Source organism: Marinobacter sp. DS40M6 (genome assembly GCF_028581595.1).
GTDB lineage: Bacteria > Pseudomonadota > Gammaproteobacteria > Pseudomonadales > Oleiphilaceae > Marinobacter > Marinobacter salarius.
In genome coordinates this window covers 50,215-76,175 of record NZ_JAFCAE010000009.1, presented here as the reverse complement: position 1 = coordinate 76,175, position 25,961 = coordinate 50,215, and the positions used below count along the sequence as shown (strand labels likewise).

At 58.0% G+C, this 25,961-nt stretch carries 23 protein-coding genes; 14 read left to right on the top strand and 9 right to left on the bottom strand.

Annotation, left to right across the window (positions count from 1 at the left end; all coding sequences use genetic code 11):
* Positions 1-74 precede the first annotated feature (74 nt).
* From JJO78_RS19150 to JJO78_RS19140, 3 genes are all read left to right on the top strand, one after another.
* Positions 75-1,109, top strand: coding sequence for a type IV pilus twitching motility protein PilT (locus tag JJO78_RS19150; protein WP_027830795.1), 1,035 nt, complete (start codon positions 75-77; stop codon positions 1,107-1,109).
* 174 nt (positions 1,110-1,283) lie between these two features.
* Positions 1,284-2,405: a PilT/PilU family type 4a pilus ATPase gene (locus tag JJO78_RS19145; RefSeq protein ID WP_036203149.1), complete on the top strand. Its 1,122-nt coding sequence runs from the start codon at positions 1,284-1,286 to the stop codon at positions 2,403-2,405.
* A 115-nt stretch (positions 2,406-2,520) separates the two neighbouring features.
* The gene (locus tag JJO78_RS19140; RefSeq protein ID WP_177190611.1) at positions 2,521-3,927 is read left to right on the top strand and encodes an OmpP1/FadL family transporter; all 1,407 of its coding nucleotides are present in this window, start codon (positions 2,521-2,523) and stop codon (positions 3,925-3,927) included.
* Between the two features lie 29 nt (positions 3,928-3,956).
* Here JJO78_RS19140 and JJO78_RS19135 read toward each other — a convergent pair whose 3' ends face one another.
* Positions 3,957-4,325: a hypothetical protein gene (locus JJO78_RS19135; RefSeq protein ID WP_136633844.1), complete on the bottom strand. Its 369-nt coding sequence runs from the start codon at positions 4,323-4,325 to the stop codon at positions 3,957-3,959.
* A gap of 221 nt (positions 4,326-4,546) precedes the next feature.
* A complete protein-coding gene (polA, locus tag JJO78_RS19130) occupies positions 4,547-7,282 on the bottom strand; it encodes a DNA polymerase I (protein WP_151982878.1) in 2,736 nt (911 codons plus the stop codon).
* 129 nt (positions 7,283-7,411) lie between these two features.
* Here polA and JJO78_RS19125 point away from each other — a divergent pair, with 129 nt between their 5' ends.
* Positions 7,412-7,738 (top strand): DUF2782 domain-containing protein, encoded by a 327-nt coding sequence (locus JJO78_RS19125; RefSeq protein WP_273624496.1) that lies wholly within the window; start codon positions 7,412-7,414, stop codon positions 7,736-7,738.
* A gap of 16 nt (positions 7,739-7,754) precedes the next feature.
* Here JJO78_RS19125 and JJO78_RS19120 read toward each other — a convergent pair whose 3' ends face one another.
* Positions 7,755-8,279 (bottom strand): fibronectin type III domain-containing protein, encoded by a 525-nt coding sequence (locus tag JJO78_RS19120; RefSeq protein WP_127402122.1) that lies wholly within the window; start codon positions 8,277-8,279, stop codon positions 7,755-7,757.
* 338 nt (positions 8,280-8,617) lie between these two features.
* On the opposite strand from JJO78_RS19120, the gene JJO78_RS19115 reads away from it, so the two are divergent.
* Positions 8,618-9,040 (top strand): hypothetical protein, encoded by a 423-nt coding sequence (locus JJO78_RS19115; protein ID WP_075195031.1) that lies wholly within the window; start codon positions 8,618-8,620, stop codon positions 9,038-9,040.
* An 86-nt stretch (positions 9,041-9,126) separates the two neighbouring features.
* Here the strand turns inward: JJO78_RS19115 and JJO78_RS19110 are convergent, their stop codons facing one another.
* Both JJO78_RS19110 and pyrE read right to left on the bottom strand, forming a co-directional pair.
* Entirely contained in the window at positions 9,127-9,774 is a 648-nt protein-coding gene (locus JJO78_RS19110; RefSeq protein WP_036203157.1) for a DUF4124 domain-containing protein, read from the bottom strand.
* Positions 9,775-9,853: 79 nt separating this feature from the next.
* Complete coding sequence (gene pyrE / locus JJO78_RS19105) at positions 9,854-10,492, bottom strand: orotate phosphoribosyltransferase (protein ID WP_075195032.1); 639 nt, start codon at positions 10,490-10,492, stop codon at positions 9,854-9,856.
* An 81-nt stretch (positions 10,493-10,573) separates the two neighbouring features.
* On the opposite strand from pyrE, the gene JJO78_RS19100 reads away from it, so the two are divergent.
* Positions 10,574-11,380: an exodeoxyribonuclease III gene (locus JJO78_RS19100; RefSeq protein ID WP_036203162.1), complete on the top strand. Its 807-nt coding sequence runs from the start codon at positions 10,574-10,576 to the stop codon at positions 11,378-11,380.
* Between the two features lie 166 nt (positions 11,381-11,546).
* On the opposite strand, the gene rph is transcribed toward JJO78_RS19100, so the two are convergent.
* Positions 11,547-12,263: a ribonuclease PH gene (gene rph, locus JJO78_RS19095; RefSeq protein WP_036203164.1), complete on the bottom strand. Its 717-nt coding sequence runs from the start codon at positions 12,261-12,263 to the stop codon at positions 11,547-11,549.
* Between the two features lie 162 nt (positions 12,264-12,425).
* Here rph and JJO78_RS19090 point away from each other — a divergent pair, with 162 nt between their 5' ends.
* From JJO78_RS19090 to JJO78_RS19070, 5 genes are all read left to right on the top strand, one after another.
* Positions 12,426-13,292: a YicC/YloC family endoribonuclease gene (locus JJO78_RS19090; RefSeq protein ID WP_273624452.1), complete on the top strand. Its 867-nt coding sequence runs from the start codon at positions 12,426-12,428 to the stop codon at positions 13,290-13,292.
* Positions 13,293-13,410: 118 nt separating this feature from the next.
* The gene (gene gmk, locus JJO78_RS19085; RefSeq protein ID WP_036203170.1) at positions 13,411-14,043 is read left to right on the top strand and encodes a guanylate kinase; all 633 of its coding nucleotides are present in this window, start codon (positions 13,411-13,413) and stop codon (positions 14,041-14,043) included.
* A 91-nt stretch (positions 14,044-14,134) separates the two neighbouring features.
* A complete protein-coding gene (rpoZ, locus tag JJO78_RS19080; RefSeq protein ID WP_036203173.1) occupies positions 14,135-14,347 on the top strand; it encodes a DNA-directed RNA polymerase subunit omega in 213 nt (70 codons plus the stop codon).
* A gap of 175 nt (positions 14,348-14,522) precedes the next feature.
* Positions 14,523-16,670: a RelA/SpoT family protein gene (locus JJO78_RS19075; RefSeq protein WP_091642245.1), complete on the top strand. Its 2,148-nt coding sequence runs from the start codon at positions 14,523-14,525 to the stop codon at positions 16,668-16,670.
* 103 nt (positions 16,671-16,773) lie between these two features.
* Positions 16,774-17,160, top strand: a complete 387-nt coding sequence (locus tag JJO78_RS19070; protein ID WP_036205609.1) for a RidA family protein — start codon at positions 16,774-16,776, stop codon at positions 17,158-17,160.
* Between the two features lie 69 nt (positions 17,161-17,229).
* On the opposite strand, the gene JJO78_RS19065 is transcribed toward JJO78_RS19070, so the two are convergent.
* Entirely contained in the window at positions 17,230-18,102 is an 873-nt protein-coding gene (locus tag JJO78_RS19065; protein ID WP_273624451.1) for an NAD-dependent epimerase/dehydratase family protein, read from the bottom strand.
* An 89-nt stretch (positions 18,103-18,191) separates the two neighbouring features.
* On the opposite strand from JJO78_RS19065, the gene JJO78_RS19060 reads away from it, so the two are divergent.
* The 3 genes from JJO78_RS19060 to JJO78_RS19050 all read left to right on the top strand — a co-directional run bounded on the left by JJO78_RS19060 (position 18,192) and on the right by JJO78_RS19050 (position 22,729).
* Positions 18,192-19,151, top strand: coding sequence for a hydrogen peroxide-inducible genes activator (locus tag JJO78_RS19060; protein ID WP_041332640.1), 960 nt, complete (start codon positions 18,192-18,194; stop codon positions 19,149-19,151).
* Between the two features lie 8 nt (positions 19,152-19,159).
* Positions 19,160-21,235 (top strand): ATP-dependent DNA helicase RecG, encoded by a 2,076-nt coding sequence (recG, locus tag JJO78_RS19055; protein ID WP_273624450.1) that lies wholly within the window; start codon positions 19,160-19,162, stop codon positions 21,233-21,235.
* A gap of 129 nt (positions 21,236-21,364) precedes the next feature.
* Positions 21,365-22,729 carry an HDOD domain-containing protein gene (locus JJO78_RS19050; protein WP_036203187.1) on the top strand — a complete coding sequence of 455 codons (1,365 nt, stop codon included), beginning with the start codon at positions 21,365-21,367 and terminating at the stop codon, positions 22,727-22,729.
* A 336-nt stretch (positions 22,730-23,065) separates the two neighbouring features.
* Here the strand turns inward: JJO78_RS19050 and JJO78_RS19045 are convergent, their stop codons facing one another.
* Together JJO78_RS19045 and JJO78_RS19040 are read right to left on the bottom strand one after the other, a co-directional pair.
* The gene (locus JJO78_RS19045) at positions 23,066-23,527 is read right to left on the bottom strand and encodes a DUF2489 domain-containing protein (RefSeq protein WP_036203189.1); all 462 of its coding nucleotides are present in this window, start codon (positions 23,525-23,527) and stop codon (positions 23,066-23,068) included.
* Positions 23,528-23,547: 20 nt separating this feature from the next.
* Entirely contained in the window at positions 23,548-25,842 is a 2,295-nt protein-coding gene (locus JJO78_RS19040; RefSeq protein ID WP_273624449.1) for a molybdopterin-dependent oxidoreductase, read from the bottom strand.
* Between the last annotated feature and the right edge of the window lie 119 nt (positions 25,843-25,961).

The following is a 25,961-nucleotide window of genomic DNA, read 5'->3' as shown; positions in this document are numbered from 1 at the left end:
GTGAAGCCGTTCAGTGCCAATGACCGGAGCCGGCGCATACCGGGATAAAAGAAAAAAGCCTTCCGAGGACCCCTATGGATATTACTGAACTGCTTGCCTTTTCGGCCAAACAGGGCGCATCAGACTTGCACCTGTCTGCCGGCCTTCCCCCGATGATCCGTGTTGATGGCGATGTCCGCCGCATCAACCTTCCGCCAATGGAGCATAAAGAAGTCCATGGGCTGATCTACGACATCATGAACGACAAGCAGCGCAAGGACTACGAAGAGTTCCTGGAGACCGACTTCTCCTTCGAGGTGCCTGGTGTCGCCCGCTTCCGTGTTAACGCGTTCAACCAGAACCGTGGCTCCGGTGCTGTCTTCCGGACCATCCCGTCAAAGGTACTGACGATGGAAGACCTCGGTATGGGGCAGGTGTTCAAGGACATCGCCTCTGTGCCACGAGGTCTGGTGCTGGTTACGGGCCCAACAGGCTCCGGTAAGTCCACCACGCTGGCGGCGATGATCGACTACATCAACGACAGCCGCTATGAGCACATCCTCACCATCGAGGACCCCATCGAATTCGTACACGAATCCAAGAAGTGCCTGCTGAACCAGCGGGAAGTGCATCGTGACACCCTGGGCTTCAACGAAGCCCTGCGCTCCGCACTGCGGGAAGACCCAGACATTATCCTGGTCGGCGAGCTGCGGGACCTGGAAACCATCCGCCTGGCCCTGACGGCGGCGGAAACCGGTCACCTGGTGTTCGGCACCCTGCACACCACCTCGGCGGCCAAAACCATCGACCGTGTGGTGGACGTGTTCCCAGCGGAAGAGAAATCCATGGTTCGTTCGATGTTGTCAGAGTCGTTGCAGGCGGTTATCTCCCAGACCCTGATGAAGAAGATGGGCGGTGGCCGGATTGCGGCTCACGAGATCATGATTGGCACCTCGGCGATCCGTAACCTGATCCGCGAGGACAAGATTGCTCAGATGTACTCGGCAATCCAGACCGGTGGCTCCCTGGGCATGACAACCCTGGACCAGTGTCTGGAAAAGCTCTTGAAGAAAGGCCTGATTTCCCGCGAAGCCGCGAGAATGAAGGCAAAAATGCCGGATAATTTCTAAGCTTGGTAGCGGGCTTGGCACATAATTCGGGAGGTGTCGGGTAGGGCCCGTTCCAGGGACGTCAAAAAGCAGGGATGTTTTTGTCGAGCGTACATGGACGTATTAACAGCGTGCCCTGGAACGGGCCCTACCCGACACCCGGACACCGAAAGTCAGAAAAATAGGTAGAAAGTCATGGAATTCGAAAAACTGCTCCGTTTGATGGTGGAAAAAGGCGGTTCCGATCTTTTCATAACCGCCGGTGTGCCACCCTCCATGAAGGTCAACGGCAAGGTCCTGCCTGTCACCAAGAATGCATTGACGCCTGAGCAGACGAGGGAGTTCGTCTATGGTGCCATGAACGACAAGCAGCGGGTCGAATTCGAAGAAAGCCACGAGTGTAACTTCGCCATCAGTGCCCGAGGCATCGGTCGCTTCCGTGTCAGCGCCTTCTTCCAGCGCAACCTCTGCGGCATGGTCCTGCGGCGGATCGAGGTGAAAATCCCGCAGATTGATGACCTGGCACTGCCGGAAATCATCAAGGATCTGGCCATGACCAAGCGTGGACTGATCATGTTCGTGGGTGCCACCGGTACCGGTAAGTCCACCTCGCTGGCGGCTATGCTCGGGCATCGTAACCGCAACAGCCGGGGCCACATCATCTCCATCGAAGACCCCATCGAATTCGTGCACCAGCACCAGGGCTGTATCGTGACCCAGCGAGAGGTGGGCATCGATACCGATAGCTTTGAAGTGGCTCTGAAGAACACCCTGCGCCAGGCACCGGACGTGATCCTCATCGGTGAGGTGCGTACCCGCCAGACCATGGAATACTCTGTGCAGTTTGCTGAAACCGGCCACCTGTGCCTCGCTACCCTGCACGCCAACAACGCCAACCAGGCGCTGGACCGGATTATCCAGTTCTTCCCGCCGGAACAGCACAACCAGATCTGGATGGACCTGTCCCTGAACCTCAAGGCCATCGTCGCTCAACAGTTGATCCCGACGCCAGACGGGCAGGGCCGCAAAGCTGTCATTGAAGTGTTGATCAACACACCGTTGGTCGCGGACCTGATTCGAAAAGGCGAAGTGCACCGACTTAAGGAACTGATGTCCAAGTCCAACGAGAGCGGCATGCGCACCTTTGATCAGGCGCTTTATGAACTCTATGCCGAAGGCTCCATCACCTATGAGGATGCCCTCGCGCACGCGGATTCAGCCAACGACCTGCGCCTGATGATCAAGCTGGGTGCCGATTCCCAGGGCGCTGACAAGCTGGCTTCCAGTGTCGACAAGTTGTCGATCCAGGACGATTGATCGAGGATTAGACTAAAGTAGTAAACGATTAGGAATCTGAATCAGTAGTGATGGCATTTGAGGCCATTGGCCCGCGATGCGTATACTCCGCCCCGACGATCATCCAGGGGGATTTATGCGCAAAAACAAAGTATTGCCCGGCTCTGTTATCCGAATCGCGACGGTATCGGCGTTGGTGGCACCCGCCGCAGCGCTGGCCGGCGGTTTTTCACTCAATGAGCAAAGTGCCAGTGCCATGGGCGTTGCTAACGCCGGCACCGCAGCCAATCCGGAAAATGCCACCACGGTTTTCTTCAATCCGGCCGGCATGAGCCAGCTTTCCGGCACCAATATGTCGTTTGGTGCCGCCGTTCTGGATATTGATGCCGAGCTCAAGGAAGGCACCGGCAGTGCCGTTCGCGATGACGGCCGTCCCGTCGCCGGTGGAAACGGTGGTGATATCGCCGACCCGGCCGTCCTTCCCAATTTTTACATGACCCACGAAATCAACGACTGGTTGGACGTGGGCTTCGGTCTGCACGCCCCCTATGGCCTTGCGGCGGATTACGAGGATGACTTCAAGGGGCGCTTTTTCGCGGACAAGACCGAGTTGACCGCCATTGCATTCAGCCCGTCCATTGCCGTTAACGACGGTAATGGATTCTCCATGGGTGCTGGCGTCAATGTGATCTACGCCGAAGGCCGGCTGACCAAGTTCCAGGACTACAGTGGTACGGAAGCCCGCTTCGGGTTGCCCCCGGGGACCCTGGAAGACGGTTACGCGGATATCGAAGGCAGTGACGTGGCGCTCACCTTCGCCTTTGGCTTGCTTTGGGAAATGTCGGAGCGAACACAGTTTGGTATATCCGCCCAGACCGGAACAGAACTGGAGCTGGATGGCGACGCGGAAGTTCGTAACTATCCGCAGGGTAGCCTTAGCGGTGGTGGCCTGACGTTCAGCCAGTCCACGGTCACTGAACGGGTGACTGTCCCGCTGGATATTCCCGAGAGCATTACCTTCGGTGCCCGTCACCAATTGACCGATACCGTAACACTGCTGGCAGGTGCGACCTGGGCCAAGTGGAGCCGGTTTGAGGCATTGGATGTGGTCAGCCGTGAGGACAATGGCCCAATTTCTTCTCAGGCAGGGCCCGGTCTTGGTGATGAGCGCCTGGTGACGCACGTTTCGGAAAACTGGAAAGACACCTGGCAGGCCAATGTCGGCGCCATCTGGCAGGCGACCCCGGAGTGGGCATTCAAGGCTGGCTATGCCTGGGATGAGTCGCCGGTGAACGACGATTTCCGTACGGCTCGAATCCCGTCAGGGGATCGCGATTGGGTCACGCTGGGCGCACAGTACGCCGACGCCCGTTCAGGCTGGACGGTAGACGTGGCCGCCGGGGTGTTGCTGTTCGACGACGAAGAGGTGAACGAACAGAACTATGACGTCAACGACGAGCCCATGCCCGGGGCGGCTCGCTACCGTGGTACCTACGAGCTTGATGCCTGGAGTGCGGGGGTACAGGTCAGCAAGCAGTTTTAAGTGATACCTTGAGGGGCGTACGGCGCCCCTCAACCAATAACCTGCCCACGATAGATAACCTTCTTCTTTCTCGTCCTTTCTGCTTCCGTTTCGGAAGCACTACTGTCGCCCCTAGACGTTTCCTCGGCAATTTCCTGTCCGCGATACATTCGCTTCGCATTGTCGGTATCGTCGTGCAGGTCCAAGTGAGGGATCTGGGGTCTGAGTATTTCCCAGGTGTGGATGAGGTGGGCTGAGCGGGTTTTGCTGGCATAGTCCGCTAGATGCCTTTCCAGGTGCTCTTCCGTGAGGTGCAGCTTTACCCCGAACTCAGACTGAATTAAGCGGCGACACTGGTGAACCAGTTTCAGTAAGCCAGGGTTCATAAGCCAACTGCGCTCGGAAGCCAGAAAAGTCATGGTGAGTGCCTCGGGTAGAAAAGTGTCACAACATGGCCCCGGTATTCACTCATGCGAATGCGGGGCCGACCCTCACAAGGCTTGCGAATTTCGTGCCGTTTTCGGCTGTCGAGCCCAGCGCCGTCGTTGCTGGGAGCATACTGGTGAGACTGCAAAAAGAATGGTGTGTTTTGGGGCGAAACCACCTTGTTCGCCCCAAAACGGAACCTGGGCGAGAGGGTTCAGTGGGCTTCGTCCCAGTTATTACCGACGCCGGCCTCCACCAGTAAGGGTACATCCAGCGATGCCGCAGCAGACATCCGCTTCTCAAGGCCTTCGCGAATCTTGTCCACGGCGGATTCACGCACTTCCAGAATCAGTTCGTCGTGAACCTGCAGGATCATTCGGGCATCGTCCTGGTGATGTTCCTGTAGCCAGTCCTCAACGCTGACCATGGCCCGCTTGATAATGTCCGCGGCAGTCCCCTGCATGGGGGCATTGATGGCCGTACGCTCGGCGGCCTGTTGCAGCTGCTTGTTGCGGGCGTTGATTTCCGGCAGGTACAGGCGACGGCCGTAGAGCGTTTCCACGTATCCGTCGTCGTGGGCCTGTTTGCGAATACTGTCCATGTATTTCAGCACGCCGGGATAGCGCTCGAAATAGCGGTCAATATACTCCTGTGCTTGGTTGCGGCCCACATCCAACTGGCGGCCAAGGCCAAAGGCGGACATGCCATAAATGAGTCCGAAGTTGATGGCCTTGGCGCTGCGGCGCTGGTCGCCGGAGACGTCGTCGACGGCCACGCCAAAGACTTCGGAAGCCGTCGCCCGGTGAATGTCCTCGCCCTTTTCGAACGCCTTGAGCAGTCCCTTGTCGCCCGACAGGTGCGCCATGATGCGCAGCTCAATCTGGGAGTAGTCCGCCGCCATCAGCTTGTAGCCCTCCGGGGCCACGAAAGCCTGGCGAATGCGCCGGCCCTGTTCGCTGCGGATGGGAATGTTCTGCAGGTTCGGCTCCGAGGACGACAGCCGGCCGGTGGCCGTTACCGCTTGGTGATAGGAGGTGTGAATCCGGCCAGTGCGATGGTGAATCAATTCCGGCAAGGTGTCGGTGTAGGTGGATTTCAGCTTGCTCAGGCTGCGGTGCTCAAGGATCAATCGGGGCAGGGTATGCTCGTGGGCCAGTTCCTGCAGTACCGGTTCCGCCGTGGAGGGCGCGCCTTTCGGGGTTTTCTTTACCACCGGCAGCCCCATCTTGTCGTAGAAAATGGCCTGTAGTTGCTTGGGAGAGCCCAGATTGAAGCTTTCGCCGGCTTCCTCGTGGGCTTCCTTCTCAAGCTCCGCCATACGCTCTGCCAATTCCTGGCTGTGCTTGCGCAGCGTGCTGGCGCTGATCATCGCACCTCGTTGCTCCATACGGGACAGTACGGGCACCAGTGGCAGGTCGATGTTTTCATAGACGTCCCGCAGCCGGCCGGTTTTCTCCAGTTGCGGTCGCAGCGCCTGGTGCAGTCGAAGGGTGATATCGGCGTCTTCTGCCGCGTAGGGGCCAGCCTGCTCCAGATCAATCTGGTTGAAGGTCAGTTGCTTGGCGCCTTTGCCGGCGATGGATTCGAAAGTGATGGTCTGCTCGCCCAGGTATTGCCTGGCCAGCGAGTCCATGTCGTGACGAGACCCTACGGAATTGAGTACGTAGGACTCCAGCATGGTGTCTTCCGCAATGCCTTCCAGGTGGATGCCGTGGTTGGCCAGCACGTTCTTGTCGTATTTGAGGTTCTGGCCGAGCTTAGCTTTCTTCGGGTCTTCCAGCAGTGGTTTCAACTGGTTCAGCACTGTTTCCCGGTCCAGTTGTTCCGGGGCGCCCATATAATCGTGGCCAAATGGCACGTAGGCAGCCTCGCCGGGCTCAATGGCAAAGGACACACCAACGACATCGGCGTCCATATAACGCAGGCTGGTGGTCTCGGTATCAAAGGCGAACAGCGGTGCCTTGTTGAGGCGATCAATCCAGGCATCCAGCTCTGCCTGATCGGTCACTATTGTGTATGTTTTCTCTTTGCTGGCCGGATTGGCGCTGTTGTCGACGGCATCGTCCGCGCTTTTTTCATCGGCTGAGTCGCCGTTTTCGAGCTCGGCAATCCAGGATCGAAGCTCATATTCCCGGAACAGTTCCAGCAACTGACCGTCGTCCTGGGTCCTCAGCTTGAGGTCTTCCAGCCCGAACTCAAGATCCACGTCGGTTTTGATGGTGGCCAGTTGGCGACTGAGCGGCAGGGTTTCGGTGGCTTCCCGAAGGTATTCGCCAATTTTGCCTTTGACCTCATCCGAGTGCTCGATGATGTTATCCAGGTTGTCCCACGCCTGTAGCCATTTAACGGCGGTTTTCGGGCCGCACTTGTTGACTCCGGGAATGTTGTCCACCTTGTCGCCCACCAGCGCCAGGTAGTCCACGATCTGCTCCGGGCCAATGCCGAATTTCTCGACCACGCCGTCGCGGTCCATGCGGGTATCCGTCATGGTGTTAATCAGGGTGACGTGATCGCTCACCAGCTGCGCCATGTCCTTGTCGCCGGTCGACACCACCACATCAATGCCCTTGCTGGTGGCTTCATGGGCCAGGGTGCCGATGACATCGTCGGCTTCCACGCCACTGACGATCAACAAGGGCAGGCCCATGGCCCGAACCATGTCGTGGATTGGCTGGATCTGCATGGCCAGGTCGTCCGGCATAGGCGGGCGGGTGGCCTTGTAGTCTTCGTACAGGTCGTTGCGAAAGGTCTTACCCTTGGCGTCGAACACCACCACCATTTTTGAGCCTGGAAAATCCTGTTCCAGCTTCCGGATCATGCTGATAACGCCCTTTATGGCGCCCGTGGGGTGGCTCTTGCTGGTCATCAGTGGCGGCAGGGCATGATAGGCGCGGAAGAGGTAGGAAGAGCCATCTACAAGAACTACCGGCGGAGTCTGCTGCTGTGTCATATCAAAACGGATCCGGATTCTGATTGAAGCGTTGATAGGCTTGTGCAACTCTGACATAAACGGGGTGCATTTCCCGTGTGTCAGCATGATTATGCACGTCTCTAAACAGAACCGAAGAGTACCATGAAAATGAAACGTATCGCTTGCTCGGGTCTTGTGTTGGCTGTGCTCTGCGGGCCTTCAATGGCCCAGGAGGATGTCGATGTTGTACAGACACCCAGGGAGCCCCTGGTGGTGTCTGATTATCAGCCATCCGCTGACGGGGCGCAGATCGTGATTCGCCCGGGTGAGAACGAGGTGTTCTACGAATACCGGGTGAATGGTCAATTGGTGGAAATCAAAGTAGTGCCGGAAGTCGGTCCCGAATACTACCTCGTGCCAGCAGATGGTGGTGGCTGGATTCGTGAGAGCGAGACCGACATGCTGGTGCCCAGTTGGGTCATCTTCAGGTGGTAAATTTCTCGGATGCTACTCAGATCAGGTCGACGGTAACTGCGTCGGAGCGCTTGCTTTCCAGCCCGCTGTCGTCGAGGGCGGTAACGCTGAACTCATAGGCACCCGGCGGAAAATCCTCAAGCTGGTAGCGAGTGTCTTCGTCACCGGAAAGTGATATGACCTCGAAACTGTCTCTGTGCCGCAGGCGATAATAAATGCGATAGCCGCTGATGTCGCTGGCATAGAGGCGTGAGCCGTCTTCCCGGGTGAGCGGAGCGTCCCAGCGTAGTGTGGGAGGGGTGATCGACTCCTCGTCGGCCGGAACTCCAGTGTTGGATGTCTCTTCCTGTACCGGTTCAGGCTGCCCGAGGGTGTCCCGAATGGACGAAACGGCATCTCCCAGCCTTTGTTCAGATGCTTCGTTGGCTTGGCTTGAAGCGGCTCTTGATGCCCCGGAGTCTTCCTGGCATCCGGCCATGATGGCCAGCGCCATTCCGGCAACGACCATTTTCCAAAGCTGCCGATGGCCCGCAGCGTTCTGGCTGAGTCTTATACCTGGCATGGTGTTTCTCGCAATCCGTTTGTCAGCGCGTTATTGGTGCTGTTGTTACTGTAATGGGATACGTCAGAAGCGAGGCCTGAATAAAACGGGGAGACGGGCTTTCTCATTTCAAGGCGCAGAGCATGCCGAATCTTTAAAAAATCATCAAGTGAACTATCCGTAAATTCCGAGACGATCCTGTTCCCCCGTTGACAGATGGCGAATAGGGGGTGGTTTTAGTATGAACATTCTAATTTTTGACCGTAACCTTCGACATGTGATCAGAAGTCGGCATCGGTTTGCCGGCGATAACGATGCAGATTTTCAAACCACGCATCCACAATCTTAGGAGATTCATCATGGGTAAACTCAAGACCTATCAGGAACAGCTTCAGGACATCGTAGAGAAGGGCATCAACGCAGCTGAAGAGCAGCAGAAGAAGCTGGCTTCCAAGCCGTTCGAGTACGCTGAAAAGCTGGAAACCGAAGCCCGCGAGTACAGCGTAAAGACCCTGCGCACTCGTTACTATGGCTACAGTGAAAACCTGTTCGAGCAACTGCGCAGCCTGAACACCCGTTTCGGCAGCTTTGCGGCTGACCTGGTTGCCAAGCTGGAAAAAGAAGCGGCTGAAGGTGCAGATACCGTTGCCGACGCAGCGGACGAAGTGACCAGCGTCGCCCAGTCAACCAAGGCTACTGCGCAGGCCAAGAAGCCGGCTGCACGCAAAACCACAGCTCGCAAAAGCACCAGCACTGCCAAGAAGAGCCCCGCTACTGCCTGAACGGCAACCGGAGTTCTTTGAAGCATAAAAAAAGGTCACCGTGAGGTGACCTTTTTTGTGCCTGATTGTTCGAGTCGTGTGGTTTATTATTCTTCCAGGTCGTCCGGGTCCAGCGGAAGCGTTCTTTCCTCGCCTGTAATCTCTTCCAGCCGTTCGATATCGGCTTCGAAACGTTCCCGCAGGGCTTTTATATTGGCGTTCTGCGAGTTGATTTCCCGTTCGATGTCACGAATCTGGGCTTCCAGTCGCCGTATTTTTTCCAGTGTCGCTTCGGGGATGTCGCGACCGGATCGCTCCAGGTCTGCAGCCCGGCTCTGTTCGCTGTCCAGTTGGCTGACGATCACCGAAATGTTGCCTCGCTTGAGCTGATTCAGCCCCTGCAGCTCACGTATCTTGCGGTGCATGGCGCGCACGGCTTCGTCTGGGTGGCTGTAGCGCTCCAGAAGCTTGCGATCGAGCTCCCGCTGTCGTTCCGCTTCGGCCTGGCGTTTTTCCTCGGCTTCCCTGGCGGCAATTTCCTCTTCGGTGGGTTCCGGATCGATCGTTTCAATTACCCGACCGTTCTTGCTGAGAATGTCGTAGCCCCGTCTGGATGCTTCCTGGGGGATGGTACTGCTGATGACAATCTGACCGTTTTCATCGGTATAACGATACATCCTTGCCTCTACGATAGAGGCAGACATCAGCGCAGCCGCAGCAGATACAGCGATTGAAAACCTGGTCAGACGATTCATGGTGAGAGACTGGCGCTCCGCTTGAAACAATGTATGTCAGGAAGCATACCAAAAGCTGAACGATAAACCATGCCCGGATTCAGACTCCGTACTCGTCCCGATATGCGGCGACTTTGTCAGCATGTTCTGAAAAGCCGGGCCTGCTTTGCAGGTAGGCAAGCACCTGCTCAAGCTTGATAATACTGACCACAGGAATGCCGAACTCCTCTTTGACTTCCTGGATGGCGGAGAGTTCGCCAGCGCCTCGCTCCTGGCGATCCAGGGCAATGAGTACGCCTGCAGGCTCCGCCCCTGAGGTGCGGATCAGCTCCATGGATTCCCGGATAGCCGTGCCAGCGGTAATAACGTCATCAACAATCAGAACCTTGCCTTCCAGGGGGGCGCCCACGATATTGCCACCCTCGCCGTGATCCTTCTTTTCTTTTCGGTTGAAGGCGAATGGTTTGTTGTTACCCTCGGCGGCCAGGGCCATGGCGGTGACCGTCGCCAACGGTATGCCCTTATAGGCAGGCCCGAAAATAATGTCATAATCCAGCCCACTACGCTGGAGTGCTGCGGCATAGGCCTTGCTTAACTCAAGCAGATCCTCCCCGGTATTGAACAACCCCGCATTGAAGAAATAGGGGCTGGTGCGGCCGGATTTAAGCGTAAATTCTCCGAAACGGAGTACGTTACGGCGGATGGCGAACTCAATGAACTGTTGCTGATAGTCGTGCATGACAGGGCTTCTGGCGGGTTTGGATCTTTAATTAACGCGTAAAACCGGTATCATACACACAAACCGAATCAGGGAACACGTATGCGGGTAGTTACAATCAGCGTCAACGGTCTCGCCCAGGCTGTTGAAAAAGGTTTCTTTGAATGGCTAGCCAGGCAGGACGCTGACGTGGTTTGCGTTCAGGACCACCGCATGCGGGCCTACGAGGTCGAGGATTTCAACCTGATCCCGGACGGCTATGAGGCCTACTTTATTGATGGCGAGCGTAACGAGGATGGGGGCGTTGGTATCTATACCCGCCATTTCCCGAAGGCCATTATGTACGGTTTCGCCAATGAGCAGGCAGATCGCGAAGGCCGTTTCATTCAGGCGGACTTTGACAAGGTATCTGTCGCCTGCGTTCTCTCTCCCTGCGCACTTGGCCGCGAAGAAGAATTGATTGGCGAGGACGACCTGACGGTTCTGGATCACAAGGACGACTTCATGGAAGCCTTTGGCCTCCATATGCAGAAAACCCTGCGCAAGCGCCGTCAGTTTATTTTCTGCGCCAACCTGCAAACCGCCCATCACGTAACTGACGCCAGCCCGCTGTACCACAAACTGGATTTTTCCGGCTTCCTGCCCCATGAGCGGGCATGGCTGGACCGTTTGTTTGATGAAATGGGCTGTGTTGATGCATTCCGCGATATCAACAAGCAGAGTAACCAGTACACCTGGTGGCCAGAGCAGGCTGAAGGGTCCCGCAAGAGCGCTGGTATTCGGGTGGATTATCAGCTTCTGACGCCGGGTATCCGCAAGACCATTCAGGATGGCTGGATTGACGACAGTACCCGTTTCTCCGATCACGCGCCGGTGATCATGGATTACGACATCGGAATCGGTTTCTGATCCGAGCTAGTCCAGAGTAGAGGGATATCGGAAAGTAAGCGGGTTCGGAGAGGATCTCTTTTCCGGAACGTCTCCGGCCAGGGAAGGCCGGAGTCGAGCGCACAGGGATGTGCTTGTAGCGTGTCCGGAAAAGAGATCCTCTCCGGACACGCGAAAAGGCTGCACCTTAGTCGGCCAGCGCCGCCTTCTGCGCCTCAAACAACTGGCCAATACCCAGTTTCGCCAGCTTCAACATGCCGTCCAGTTCTTCCTGTTCAAACGGCGCACCCTCGGCAGTTCCCTGAATTTCAATGAAACCACCTTGATCCGTCATGATCACATTCATGTCGGTTTCGGCTTCGGAATCCTCCGGGTAATCCAGGTCCAATACCGGTGTGCCTTTGTAAACGCCCACAGAAAACGCTGCAATCATCTGCTTCAGCGGCGATTTTTTCAGCCGGCCTTCTTTCACCAGATGGTTCAGCGCATCCACAAGCGCCACGCAGCCACCGGTAATCGCAGCGGTGCGGGTGCCACCGTCGGCCTGGATGACGTCACAGTCGATGGTGATGGAATGCTCGCCAAGAGCGCTCAGATCAACCGCTGCACGCAATGAACGGCCGATCAGTCGCTGGATTTCCACGGTGCGGCCGCCCTGCTTGCCGCGAGCAGCTTCCCGCCCCATACGGCTGCCGGTAGAGCGGGGCAGCATGCCATACTCGGCGGTTATCCAGCCTTTGCCTTCGCCCCGCAGGAAAGGGGGGACCTTGTTTTCAACAGAGGCGGTGCAGATCACCTTGGTGTCGCCAAATTCCACCAGCACGGAACCCTCGGCGTGGCGGGTGTAGTGACGGGTGATGCGAATGTCTCTGGATTGTTCCGGCGTTCTTCCGCTCGGTCTCATAATTGTTCCTGGTATCAGTGGTGAGTGTCCGGGGTGAATCCCCGGTCGATTGCAAAGTCGAAAGATTGCGGAGTATAACACGCAGTCTGTGGCGTCTGTTCGATGTTGGAGCGGCCAGCCTGCTAAACTTGAAATCTGCTTCTTCGCAAACGTGGAGTCACCATGATCAGAAGTATGACGGCCTTCGCCCGCCAGGATGCCCAGGAAGACTGGGGAACGCTCACCTGTGAAATTCGCACGGTTAACCACCGGTACCTGGAGCCGTCCTTTCGCTTGCCCGAAGCGCTCCGGGAGCTGGAGAACAGTTTCCGTGAGCAACTGCGCAAGCAATTGCGGCGCGGCAAGGTAGACGTGGCCATTCGTCTTCAGGCCAATGAATCGGCAACCCAGGGCTTCGAGATCGACGAAGATGTGGCAAACGCTGTCAATGAGGCGGCCAACCACATCAACAGGATGCTGGACAACCCGGCCCACATTAGCGCACTGGATATACTCCGTTGGCCGGGAGTGCTGGCCTCCACTGAACAGGATTTTGGCCCCGCCAGGAAAGCGGCTGGCGAACTATTCGAGCGTACTGTGAGTGAATTGGTGACGGTCAGGGAGCGGGAAGGTGAACGCCTGCGGCCGCTGTTTGAAGACAGGCTCACCACCATGGGTGAGCGGGTGACTGAGGTTCGGGAGCGAATGCCGGAACTGATTCGTGCCCAGGAAGAGCATCTGAAAAACCGCTTTGAGCAGGCGAAGGTGGAGCTTGACCCGGATCGCGTGGCCCAGGAAATGGTGATGCTGGCCCAGAAAAGCGATGTCGCCGAAGAGCTGGATCGCTTGGAAGCCCATATCACCGAGGTGTCGGACACTCTGCAGTCCGACGATGCCATCGGTCGCCGTTTGGATTTCCTGATGCAGGAGCTCAACCGCGAGGCCAATACGCTCAGCAGCAAAAGCATCGATGCCCGGGTGACAAGGGCAGCGGTTGACCTGAAAGTGTTGATAGAGCAAATGCGGGAGCAGGTCCAGAACCTGGAGTAACCTCACTTGGATGCGGGGGCGGCGCAAACGCCGTATAATTCCGCCCTCGTTATTGTGGTGGCGCCGGGGTTGTTCCGCGCCAACTGAAAGCCCGTCAATGCCCGGAGTTGTTAGTCCCATGAGCCAGGAATCAGAACAAGGCACGCTGTATGTGATTTCCGCCCCCTCGGGAGCCGGTAAGACCAGCCTGGTGGCTCAAATGCTGAAGCAGGACGAAAAGCTGGGTGTTTCCGTGTCCCATACAACCCGGCCTATGCGGAAGGGGGAGCAGGATGGCGTCAACTACCACTTTGTCACCCGGGAGGCCTTCGAGGCGATGATCAGCCGGGGCGACTTCCTGGAGCATGCGGATGTCTTCGGGAACTACTACGGCACCTCCCAGGTCTGGGTGAAGCAAACACTGGCCACGGGTCAGGATGTAATCCTGGAAATTGATTGGCAGGGTGCGGAGCAGGTCCGCCACCTGATGCCAGACTGTGTCAGCATCTTCATCGTGCCACCGTCTCCGGAGGCCTTGAAAGACCGCCTGACTGGCCGGGGCACAGACGCACCGGAGGTGGTGGCGCGTCGCCTCAATGAGGCGGCGGATGAATGCAGCCACGCGGTGGAATTCGATTATCTGGTGGTTAACGATGATTTCGACACTGCGCTGGACGACCTGCTGGCGATTGTTCGTTGCCATCGTCTGCGCATGCAGGCCCAGCAGGTCAGGCATTCCGGGCTATTGGTCAGACTGTCCGAGCGCCATTGATCGGCGCACATTGCCTGTATACAAATTGAACCGGCCGCAGTAAACTACGCGGTCTGCTGAAATCAGTCATTTTGCTATTGTCGGGGAAGTTATGGCACGAGTTACCGTTGAAGATTGCCTTGAACACGTTGATAACCGCTTCCAGCTGGTTATGCTGGCCACCAAGCGTGCCCGCCAGATCGCAACCAAAGGTTTCGAGCCGCTGGTCGCCGAAGAGAACGACAAGCCTACCGTTATCGCCCTGCGTGAAATCGCGGAAGGCAAGATCTCCCGCGATCTCCTCACTGAGGATGACGACGAATAAGGTTGAATGTGGCCGAAGACGGGAATATTTTCTGGTTACCCGTCCAAAGCATTGAAATCTGTTCTTGCGGTTTTATAGTGTATCTATAGGCATGACTGGAAGAACGTCGGAAGGACCCGAATGCTTGCATTCGGGTTTTTTTATCCCTGGCATTTATGATCCCCACGGAGGCGCGGTGTCGGCAGAGGCAACGGTTGATGTGCTGGCCAATGAACTCAGCACGTATCTTGATACCAATCGCATCAATCAGGTGCGAAGAGCCTACTATTATGCCGAACAGGCCCACGAAGGGCAGATGCGCAAAAGCGGCGATCGCTATATTACCCATCCCCTGGCGGTTGCTCGAATCCTTGCTGGCCTGAAACTGGATCACCAGAGCCTGATGGCGGCCATGCTCCACGATGTCATCGAAGATACCGGCATCCCCAAGGATGCGCTGTCGGAGCAGTTTGGCGAGGATGTGGCTGAACTCGTAGACGGCGTCAGCAAGCTCACTCAGATTGAGTTCCGTTCCCGCGCCGAGGCCCAGGCCGAAAACTTCCAGAAAATGACGCTTGCCATGGCACGGGATATCCGCGTGATCCTGGTCAAACTGGCGGATCGCCTGCACAACATGCGCACCCTGGGCCCGATGCCTTATGAGAAGCGTCAGCGCATCGCCAACGAAACCCTGGATATCTACGCCCCGATTGCCAATCGCCTGGGTATGCACTCCATTTGCACCGAACTGGAAGATCTGGGGTTCTCTTCACTGTACCCGATGCGGTCAAAGTACATTTCCAAGGCGGTCGCAAAGCTTCGGGGCAGCCACCGGGAAATCATTGACGATATCCGTGGCAAATTGCAGGAGAAACTGGAAGAGCGAAGCCTGCCCGGCCGCATCCTGGGCCGGGAAAAGCATTTGAACAGCATCTACAACAAGATGAAGTTCAAGCAGAAATCCTTCCACGAAATCATGGATGTGTACGCGTTCCGCATCATCACCGACACCGAGGACGACTGCTATCGCATCCTCGGCGCCGTACACAGCCTCTACAAGCCGCTGCCGGGCCGTTTCAAGGACTACATTGCCATGCCCAAGGCCAATGGCTATCAGTCCCTGCACACCACTCTGTTCGGCATGCATGTGAATATTGAAATCCAGATCCGCACCGAGGAAATGGAGCACATCGCCAACAACGGTATTGCGGCCCACTGGATGTACAAGAACGAGCCCTCCAGTGTGACCAGCGTCAACCAGACACGGGTGGACCGTTGGGTGAAGGGCTTGATGGAGATGCGTGAGCGCGCGGACGACTCCCTGGAATTCATCGAACACGTGAAAGTCGACCTGTTCCCGGACGAGATCTACGTGTTCACGCCCAAGGGCAAAATCATGGAGTTGCCCAGCGGAGCGACCCCCGTCGACTTTGCTTACGCCATCCATACGGACATCGGTAATGCCTGCGTGGCCTGCCGTATCAACCGCAACCTCGGATCCCTGAGCCAGCCGCTACAAAGTGGCCAGACCGTTGAAATCATTACCGCACCCGGAGCACGGCCTAATCCCGCCTGGCTCAGTTTCGTGGTAACCGGTAAGGCTCGCAGCAGTATTCGTCATGTGCTCAAGAACCAGAAGCGTGCCGAATCCCTGGACCTGGGCAAAACCCTGTTGAAGAAATCCCTCAAAGGGTTTGGTACCAGCCTGTCCGAGATCAACGAGCATCAGATCCAGGCGGTGGTCCGCCACAACCAGGTGGACAGTTTCGAGGATCTGGTCAGCGATATTGGTCTGGGCAATCGCATGGCTTATCTCGTGGCGCGCCAGTTGGTCAGCGGCAGTACAGACGATGAGGCATCGGACGTGGCATCCGCGACAATCATGGACAAGGCCGATAACAGCCCGGTTACCATTCGTGGCACCGAAGGCTTGCTGGTTCGGTTTGCCAGCTGTTGCAAGCCGATTCCAGGTGACCCGGTGGTCGGTGCCATGGACTCGGGCAATGGCATGGTGATCCACTCGGATACCTGCTCACGGTTGCCAGAGGACGATGAAGGCAGGGCGCGCCTCACTCATTTGAAGTGGGCCAAGGACATTGCCAACGAGTTCTCCGTTGAACTTCGAGTGGAGCTTGAACGCCAGCGTGGGGTCATTGCAGAGCTTGCCAACGCGGTTGCCATGGCGGATGGCAATATCGAGCGCATCAACGTGGAAGAGCAGAACGCCAAGCTGGGCATTGTCAGCCTTGTGGTGCATGTGAACGGTCGCCGGCATCTTGCCAGGGTGATGCGGCGGATCAGGAATATTCGCGCTGTCACCCATATCAACCGGGTAAGGCACTGACGCAACCGTGGTGCAACGGGCCAGAGCCGCGACGTTTGGCCTGTTGACACGCCTGCCACCCAGAGGTGAGGATTGGCGTTTTGATAAAGAGGACCCCAAGGTCATGACCAACAAATCCGTAATACAGACTGATAACGCGCCACAGGCCATCGGCACATACTCCCAGGCAGTGAAAGCCGGGGACACCGTGTACCTGTCGGGGCAGATTCCGCTGGTGCCGGAAACCATGGAAGTGGTCGCGGGTGATTTCGCCGCCAAGACCCGCCAGGTGTTCGAAAACCTTAAAGCCGTCTGCGAGGCCAGTGGCGGCGAGCTCAAGGACATCGTTAAGCTCAACATCTACATGACGGATCTGAGCAACTTTGCGACGGTGAACGAAATCATGGCCACCTATTTTCAGGAGCCGTACCCGGCGCGTGCCGCCGTGGGTGTCGCGGCGTTGCCCAAGGGTGTCCCGGTTGAGATGGAAGCGGTGATGGTGCTGAGCTGATACTCGTTCAAGCAAACACCGAAGGCGGCCCATGGGCCGCCTTTTTCGTTGGTAGGGGGCTCGCCAGGACTACCGGGTTTTTTCGGTAATCATCTCCTGGTAGCCCACCCGGAAGTCCGGATAGCGGAAATGGAAACCAGAGTCCAGCAGCCGCTGGTTGTTGCAGCGTTTGCTCCCTGCGCGACCACCCTGGCGGGCGTCGGGGCCAGGCTTGGCACAGGGTAGTTGTTCACGCACCCACGCCACCACCTCATCCAGTCGCACCGGCTCGCAATCACTGGCAAGGTAGCAGTCTTCAAGTGGTTGGCCGGCGAGTGCCCGCTCCACGATATGGCAGGTGGCCGCGGCCGCATCCGCTTCGTGGATACGATTGCTGTAGGGGCCGGGAGAGGTCGGGTTCATGTTGCCGTTCATCACGGCATCGAGGAAGCGCGCCCGCGACGGGCCGTAGATGCCACTGAAACGGATTACGGTTGCCGGACTGCCGCTCTCCAGCGCGATCCTCTCACCCGCGAGTATCGCCTGGCCACTGTATCGGGTGGGGTCGGTTGGGCTGGTCTCATCCACCCAGGAATCGTCGTCCTGAGCGTAGACACTGCTGCTACCGATAAACACCAGCCGCGTGAGCTGGCGCCCGTCCAGTGCGTCGATCAGGTTCCGCAGGCCCTTTACGTAGGCATTTTGATAGCCCTCGTTGTCGTAGCTTGCTGGCGTGAGGCAATAAACCACAATGTCGAGGTTGTCCGGCAGTACTGAACGCACCTGCTCCGGCACCATGAGGTCCGCCCCCAGCGCCTGGATGCCCTCCGGGACCTTGTCCGGACTGCGCCGTAGGCCGTATACCTGCGCCGTTCCGGTAAGCCGAGAGGCAATGGCGCCACCGAGCTTGCCACAGCCCGCAACCAGTATTCTTGGCGTTTGTTGGTGCTCAGTGATTGCCATAGACAATATCAATCCTTATGCTTTGGCTAATAAATTAACGGAACGTTTGTACGATCCCTGACCTGGACGAATTCTGACCGGAGCCCGCCATGACTCTGACCGAGTTAAGATACGTTGTTACCCTTGCCCGGGAAAGGCATTTTGGCCGTGCCGCCGAGCGCTGTCATGTCAGTCAGCCGACCTTGAGTGTGGCCGTCAAGAAACTGGAGGACGAACTCGGCATACCCTTGTTTGAGCGTAGCAAAAACAGTATCCGGGTCACCGAAACGGGCAAGCGTATCATCGACCAGGCCCAACGGGTCCTGGATCAGGTGGGTGTTATCCGTGACATGGCTCAGGATGGCAAGAACCAGCTCAATGCCCCCCTTAAGGTGGGTGCCATCTACACCATCGGCCCCTACCTGTTCCCGCACCTGCTGCCGGAGCTGCGCCGCGCGGCGCCTGACATGCCGCTCTACATTGAGGAAAACTACACTGCCACACTGCGGCAGAAACTGCGCCAGTCAGAACTGGACGCCATCATCATCGCACTGCCGTTTGAAGAGCCGGAGGTCGTTACCCTGCCGCTCTACGACGAGCCTTTCGTGGTCCTGCTGCCGGGAGGTCATCCACTGACCAAGCGTGACAGCCTGACCGCCGAGGAGTTGGCGAAGGAACAGTTGCTGCTGCTTGGCCCCGGCCACTGTTTCCGTGACCAGGTGCTGGAATCCTGCCCGCCGTTGGTGGATGCGGTCACCCGTAATCCGAGTGCTGCGGCGCCGTCACTGGTGACTGAAGGCAGCTCTCTGGAGACCATACGTCACATGGTTGCCTCTGGTTTGGGTATCACCGTTTTGCCTTTGTCCGCTGCAACGGCGATGCAGTATGACGAGAGCATACTTGCGGTCAGGCCTTTTGCGGCGCCAGTACCCTATCGCACGGTGGCGTTGGCCTGGCGGGTCACTTTCCCACGACCAAAGGCGATTGATGTGCTGTCGCTGGCGGCCAGCCAGTGTCGGGTAATCGAGAAAGCGAAGATTGAAACCCCGGCTGCGGCCGCAACCGCCTGAGCCAGGCCATGATGTCACTGGACGACATTGCCGTTACCACCCTGAAGGGCGTCGGTAATGCCCTGGCCGACAAGCTGTCGAAGCTGGGCATCCGTTCGCTGCAGGATCTGCTGTTCCATCTTCCCCATCGATACGAGGATCGCACACGCATTGTCTCCATGGGCAACCTGCGCATTGGCGACGTCGGGGTGGTGGAAGGCGAGGTGATGAAAACCGATCTGGTGATGGGCCGGCGCCGAAGCCTGCAGGTGACCCTGAAGGATCACAGTGGCTTCGTGGTCATGCGCTTCTTCCATTTCAATGCCGCCCAGAAGAACCAACTCACGGAAGGCTCGAGGGTGCGTTGTTTCGGCGAAGTTCGGCCGGGGCGGGCCGGTTACGAATTCTACCACCCTGAATACCAGGTCAATCCGCCGCCGATGCCCGCGCAGGGTGAGGCCACGCTAACGCCCGTTTATCCCCTGACAGAAGGCATTCAGCAGCCGCGAGTGCGCGCTCTGTGCCAGCAAGCGCTGGGCTACCTCAAACGTTACCCGATCCGTGACTGGTTGCCGGAAGAACTGCTCGCCAGTTACCAGTTGCCGGGTATCACCGAAGCGGTCGAGCTGGTGCATTCGCCGCCGGCCAATGCGCCGGTTCATCTGTTGATGGAGGGGCGGCACCCGGCCCAACAGCGACTGGTTATGGAAGAGCTGCTGGCCCACCAGCTAAGCCTTTTGCAGGTACGGCAACAGGTTCAGGCCCGGGAAGCGCTGCCGTTACTGCCAACCGGTGATCTGCCGGAACGTTTTCTTGATCTGCTTCCGTTCAGCCTTACCGGGGCACAGCGACAGGTTATGACCGAGATCCGCCAGGACCTCAGCCAGCCGGTACCCATGTTGCGGTTGGTGCAGGGAGACGTGGGGTCTGGTAAAACCGTGGTGGCGGCGCTGGCAGCACTGCAGACCATTGGTGCTGGCGCCCAGGTGGCGCTGATGGCACCCACGGAAATACTGGCGGAACAGCACTACCAGAATTTTCGTGGCTGGCTGGAGCCGCTTGGCATCCAGTTAGCGTGGCTGTCGGGAAAGATTAAGGGCAAGGCACGAAAGGAAACTCTGGAGGCCGTTGGCAGTGGCGAAGCCACCGTGGTGATAGGTACCCATGCCCTGTTTCAGGAAGATGTTGCGTTCAGTCGCCTGGCACTGGTGATTGTGGACGAACAGCACCGTTTTGGCGTGCATCAGCGGCTGGCCCTGCGGGAGAAGGGCGTCGGCGGAACCATGGCGCCACACCAGTTGATTATGACAGCGACCCCGATTCCGCGTACGCTGGCCATGAGCGCCTATGCGGACCTGGATACGTCGGTGATTGATGAGCTGCCCCCCGGCCGCAAGCCTATCGAAACCATCGCCATTCCCGACAGCCGGCGTGACGATGTGACCGATCGGGTACGAAAGGCCTGCAAGGAAGGCCGGCAGGCATACTGGGTGTGCACGCTGATTGAGGAGTCAGAAGCGCTGCAGTGCCAGGCGGCGGAAGTGACTGCGCAGGAGCTGGCGGAACGTCTGCCAGATCTGAAGGTGGGGCTTGTTCATGGTCGCCTCAAGGCGGCCGAAAAAGCAGCGGTCATGGAACAGTTCAAGAACGGCGAGCTCGACCTTCTGGTGGCGACCACCGTAATTGAAGTGGGGGTGGATGTGCCCAATGCCTCGCTGATCATCATCGAGAATCCGGAGCGCCTGGGCTTGGCGCAGCTACATCAGCTGCGGGGCAGGGTTGGCCGGGGCGAAGAGGCCAGTTTTTGCGTGTTGATGTACCATCCACCATTATCGCTGAATGGCAAGGCGCGTTTGCAGGCCCTGCGCGACAGTCAGGACGGTTTTGTGATTGCCGAGAAAGACCTGGAAATACGCGGGCCAGGAGAAGTGTTAGGCACCCGCCAGACCGGTATGATGCAGTTCCGGCTGGCAGACTTTGAACGAGACAAGGGCTGGATCGAGCCAATCCGTGAAATGGCGCCGCCGCTGATGAAGCAGCCGGCGTTGGTGAACGGTTTGATTCGCCGTTGGTTGGGGGAACGAATTCGTTACGGCGACGTGTAACTGCGCCGCGCCGGTAGAAAAAATCGTGTGAAAACCCGCCTGATGTCAAAGTTGGGTCGCTGTTTGTGCCCTATACTGAGTGAAACCAATGTGTCCAACGGGGCACCGTCTACATTTTGGGAGAAACTTATGGAGCTACCTGTCGTAGTCAGGCAGGCGTTGGGTGAGTCTGCTGCCGGCGTTTCCCTTAGGGATGTGAGCCAGGCCCGGGACGACGAACTGTTGCGAATGGTGTTGCTCACGGATGAGGAGGGGAATCTCCAGGCCATTTGCCGCGAGGGTGACCTGCTCGATATCAGTGCCCTGAACAAACAATTGGGGCGAGACCTGCGGGTGATGAAGCGACGGGAGCAGGTCCGGGTTCGTGAGCGCTCTGGCCTGACCGAGCTGCCCGCCTTACCGTCTCTGACCGGCTGGCCCACGATTGTGGACGCGCGGGTGGATGAGTTGGCGTCTGTGGCATTGGTCCTGGGCGAGCAGAATCTTTGTATGGTCATGCCCGGCGACGAGTTCCGGGGAATCACCGTCGCGGCCGACCGCCATTCGTTTTCGGTGGCGCGGGATACCATTGCCGTGAATCTCAACAGCCCGGAAAAAGACCGGGACCAGCTGCATTCCGCCATTCGACGGTTTACCTCGCTGCGCATTCAGCAGCGCCTGGAAGACACTCTTGAGTTGCCTCCTCTACCCGAGACCGCCCAGCGCATTATTCACCTGCGGGTGAACCCCAATGCTGTGATGGGGGACTTGGTGGACGTTGTGGAAAGTGACCCCAGTCTGGCGGCTCAGGTGGTCAGTTGGGCGTCCTCGTCCTTTTATGCGGCGGCGGGGCAGGTGCGTTCTGTGCACGACGCGGTCTCTCGGATTCTGGGGTTCGACCTGGTGATGAACCTGGCCATGGGCCTGTCTCTGGGGCGTGCCCTGAAGCAGCCCCAGGATCATCCGGAAGGCTATGTGGATTACTGGCAACAGGCAATATGGCAGGCTCAGTCGGCCGGTATCCTGGCCAGCATGATGCCTCGTGGCGAACGTCCTATCTTTGGTCTTGCGTACCTGGGGGGGTTGTTGCACAACTTTGGCTACCTGGTGCTGGCACAGGTGTTTCCTCCCCATTTCAAGTTGGTGTGCCGGTCGCTGGAAGCAAACCCCCATCTCGACTCCTCAATGATTGAGCATTATCTGCTGGGCGTGACCCGGGAGCAGATTGCGGCGGAACTGATGCAGAACTGGGGTATGCCTGACGAGGTCTGTCTGGCAATCCGAAACCAGAAGAATCCTGGTTACGACGGCCCCCACGCGGTATACAGCAAACTGCTCTGGCTGAGTCGGCAACTGCTGACCAAGCGCGGTGTTGCGTTGGGTGCGGGGGAAGAGGTGTCGGACGCGTTCTACGAATCTCTCGGTCTGAACAGGGAGAAGGTGGAAGCGCAGTTTGATGAACTGGTCGGAAACAAGGACAGCATTATGGCGATGGCGGGGATGATGAATCAGTAGGTCCTCTCTACCGCCAAACCTCTCTAGTTTAGCCCCGCAAAAAAGCCGGCCCGAAGGCCGGCAAGCTCACCCGCTTGTTGCAGATCAAACCAAACGTGTTCAGGAGAAAACAACGTGAGCAGTTGCAGGGTCGGTAGTGGCAACGTGCTTTTTTAAACTTAGCCAATATGGAGTGAAATAAAAGCTGGCTACGTTGTTGTTTGGTGAATGAGCCGGGCGTCATAATTTCGTGACATCTGAAGAGATTGATTTGTAAAGCTAATCAAACCTTCAGTGATGAAATTCGATTACAAACTGTTACAAAATACTGGGGCGTCAGACTCAAATTGGTAAGGGTCAGGCCTGGAACGGATGGTGGCGAATGGCCGTTGCGGCGCGGCGAATGGCGTCGGCGTGCTCCTTTTCGACTGCCAGGCGCTCGCGGTCCATCTTTTCCACGAAGCGGGCATCCGTTTCCTGGCGGGCGCGATGGGTCGGCATGTGCTGGATCTGCTCATGCACTTCCTGGAACACCCGGAAAGGAGACTGGTCCAGCAACTCCGGTGCCACGTGGTCCAATAGGCCCTTGATTCGCAGACAGGCTTCGGAGTATTCAACCTGATTCTCTTCTACCGCCATGGCCAATACCCGGATACTTTCAATCATGCTGTCGCGGCGTTCCTTCTGGAAAGACTCTGCTTTCTCCTGCCGCCTCCTGCTGTCCTGCAGGGCACGGGACTGGCGGCCGATAAACGCGACAAGCAGCGCGATGGCCAGCAGGCCGGCAATAATCAGTGTCCATTGAAGCCACGGCGGCATAGAAGTCTCCCTTGAGAATGTCAGGCCTGTTTACGCTGGCGGTCCGCACGCCAGACTTTTACAGACACGGTCTGCCCATTAAGTACGGACGTGCCAACAAGCGGATCAATCTCCTGATCGCTCAACACGTCGTTTATACTGGCGCCAGCGTGGGCAACCGCCACACTCTGCCCGGTACCTTCCCGATGGTGGCCCCAGCCATGGGGTACTGAAACCACGCCCGCCATCACATCCTCGGTGATCTCCACCGGTAATACGATCTGCCCGGAGGTGGAGCCAATCTCGGCGGAATCACCAGCCTGAAGGCCACAGCGAGCAGCATCTTTCGGATGGATCATCAGGGTACAGCGGTCCTTGCCTTTCACCAACCGCTGGCTGTTGTGCATCCAGGAATTATTGCTGCGAACGTGCCGGCGCCCGATCAGTAGCAGACCGTCGGAGGCCGGTGCCGTGAGTAAGGCATGGAGCCGCCCCAGATCCTGTAAGTAGCGGCGTGGGGCGAGGTTTACCTTGCCGTCGCGGGTAAACAACCTGCCGGGCATGCATGGGCGAAGTGGCCCGAGATCCACACCGTTGGGTAGTTCCTTAAGGGCGCTGATGGACAGCCCCTTGGGCAGGTCCTGCCAGTGGCGGTTCAGTGGGCTCATTTTTGCCAGACCCCGCAGGGGATGGCGCTCCGGAAGTATATCCATCACCAGGTCGATGGCGGGTTGGATCAGGCCGCGTGCAGGACCGATGTCGGTTCCGTAGGGCCCGGCCCGCAACATAAGATCAAGGATCGGGTCCGGCCCGATCTGTTTGAACGCACGCCAACCCATCTCGGAACGCAGGGGCAGGCGGCCACCTTTTCGCTTCTTCTCCAGACGGTGGGCCAGTTCCAGCAGTATCTGCCAGTCGTGGCGGGCGTCTTTGCCAGCATCGAACAGGGCAGGGCTGTATTTGGCGGTGTTGCGAACCGCAAACATGCTGAAGATCAGGTCGTAGTGGCTGCGTTCAAGCCCGGCGGTGGGAGGCAGTATGACGTCCGCATGACGGGTGGTTTCATTGAGGTAGTAATCCACCGACACCATGAAATCGAGGCCGCCGAAGGCCTCGTCGAGCCGTCCACCGTTGGGGCTTGAAAGCACCGGGTTGCCCGCCACCGTCACGAATGCCCGTATCTGGCCCTCGCCCGGCGTGAGAATCTCATCGGCAATGGTGCTTGAAGGGTATTCGCCGGCAAACTCAGGCAGTTTTTTCACCCGGCTGAACCGCTTGCCGAAATGGCCCTTCTGGCCGGACATGCCACCGAGTGCGATCAGATCAATCGCAGGTTGCGTGAACATCATGCCGCCAGTGCTGTCCAGCTTCCCGGTCAGGATATTGAGCACGTAGGCAAGCCAGGTCGCAACGCCGCCAAAGGCCTGGGTACTGGTGCCCATGCGAGTGTACAGCGCAGCCCTCGGTGTTGTGGCCAGTTGCCGCGCGAGGTTGCGGATATCAGCAGCCGGCATGCCCGTCTGTTCGCTGACGGCTTCGGGGGTGAAGCCCATTGCGGCCAGCCGGACCAGGTCTACGTCTTTCGTCCATTGTTCTGCATGGCCGAGGTTCACCAGGTCTTCTTCAAACAGGGTGTGCACCATGGCCATTAACAGCAGGGCATCGGTGCCAGGGCGAATGAAGTGGAACTCGTCGGCCAGTTTGCCGGTCTCTGTGCGGCGTGGGTCCACGACCACCATCCTGCCGCCACGGCCCTTGAGTGCCTTGAGTCGCCCACGGAAGTCCGGCACGGTCATCAGGCTGCCGTTGGAGGCCATCGGATTGGCGCCAATGCAGATGAACAGGTCGGTGCGGTCGATGTCCGGTATCGGGAAGAGAATCTGGTGCCCGAACATTTCCAGGCTGGCCAGCATGTGGGGCAATTGGTCGTTGGAGGTGGCGGAGAACCGGTTCTGGGTACCCAGGGCCCGGAGGAATGGCATGGTAGCCACCAGCGAGCCGTGATTGTGTACGTTGGGGTTGCCGAGGTAAGCGCCAATACTGTTGCGGCCGTGCTCTTTGCGTACCCGGTGCAGTCGGCTGGCCACCAGGTCAAAGGCTTCGTCCCACTCCATTTCCTGCCAGCCGTCGGTGGTGCGCCGTACCGGTTTGCGCAGGCGCTCCGGGTCTTCGTGGAGGTCCTGGAGGGCGACGGCCTTGGGGCAGATGTGGCCATGGCTCAGCGGATCGTCCTCGTCGCCCTTGATGGAGGCGACGTGGCCATCCCTGACCTCGATGGCCACGCCGCACATGGCTTCACACAGATGGCAGGTACGGTAATGGGTGCCGTTTTCCATGGGGTCTCTCCGGTCTTTTTATTGATTATGTGCTTTGGCAAGCGGACAGGGTATTCCGAAACACGCTGTGAATACGTCCCTGTACGCTCGGGCTCCGCCATCCATGGCTCCGCACGGTT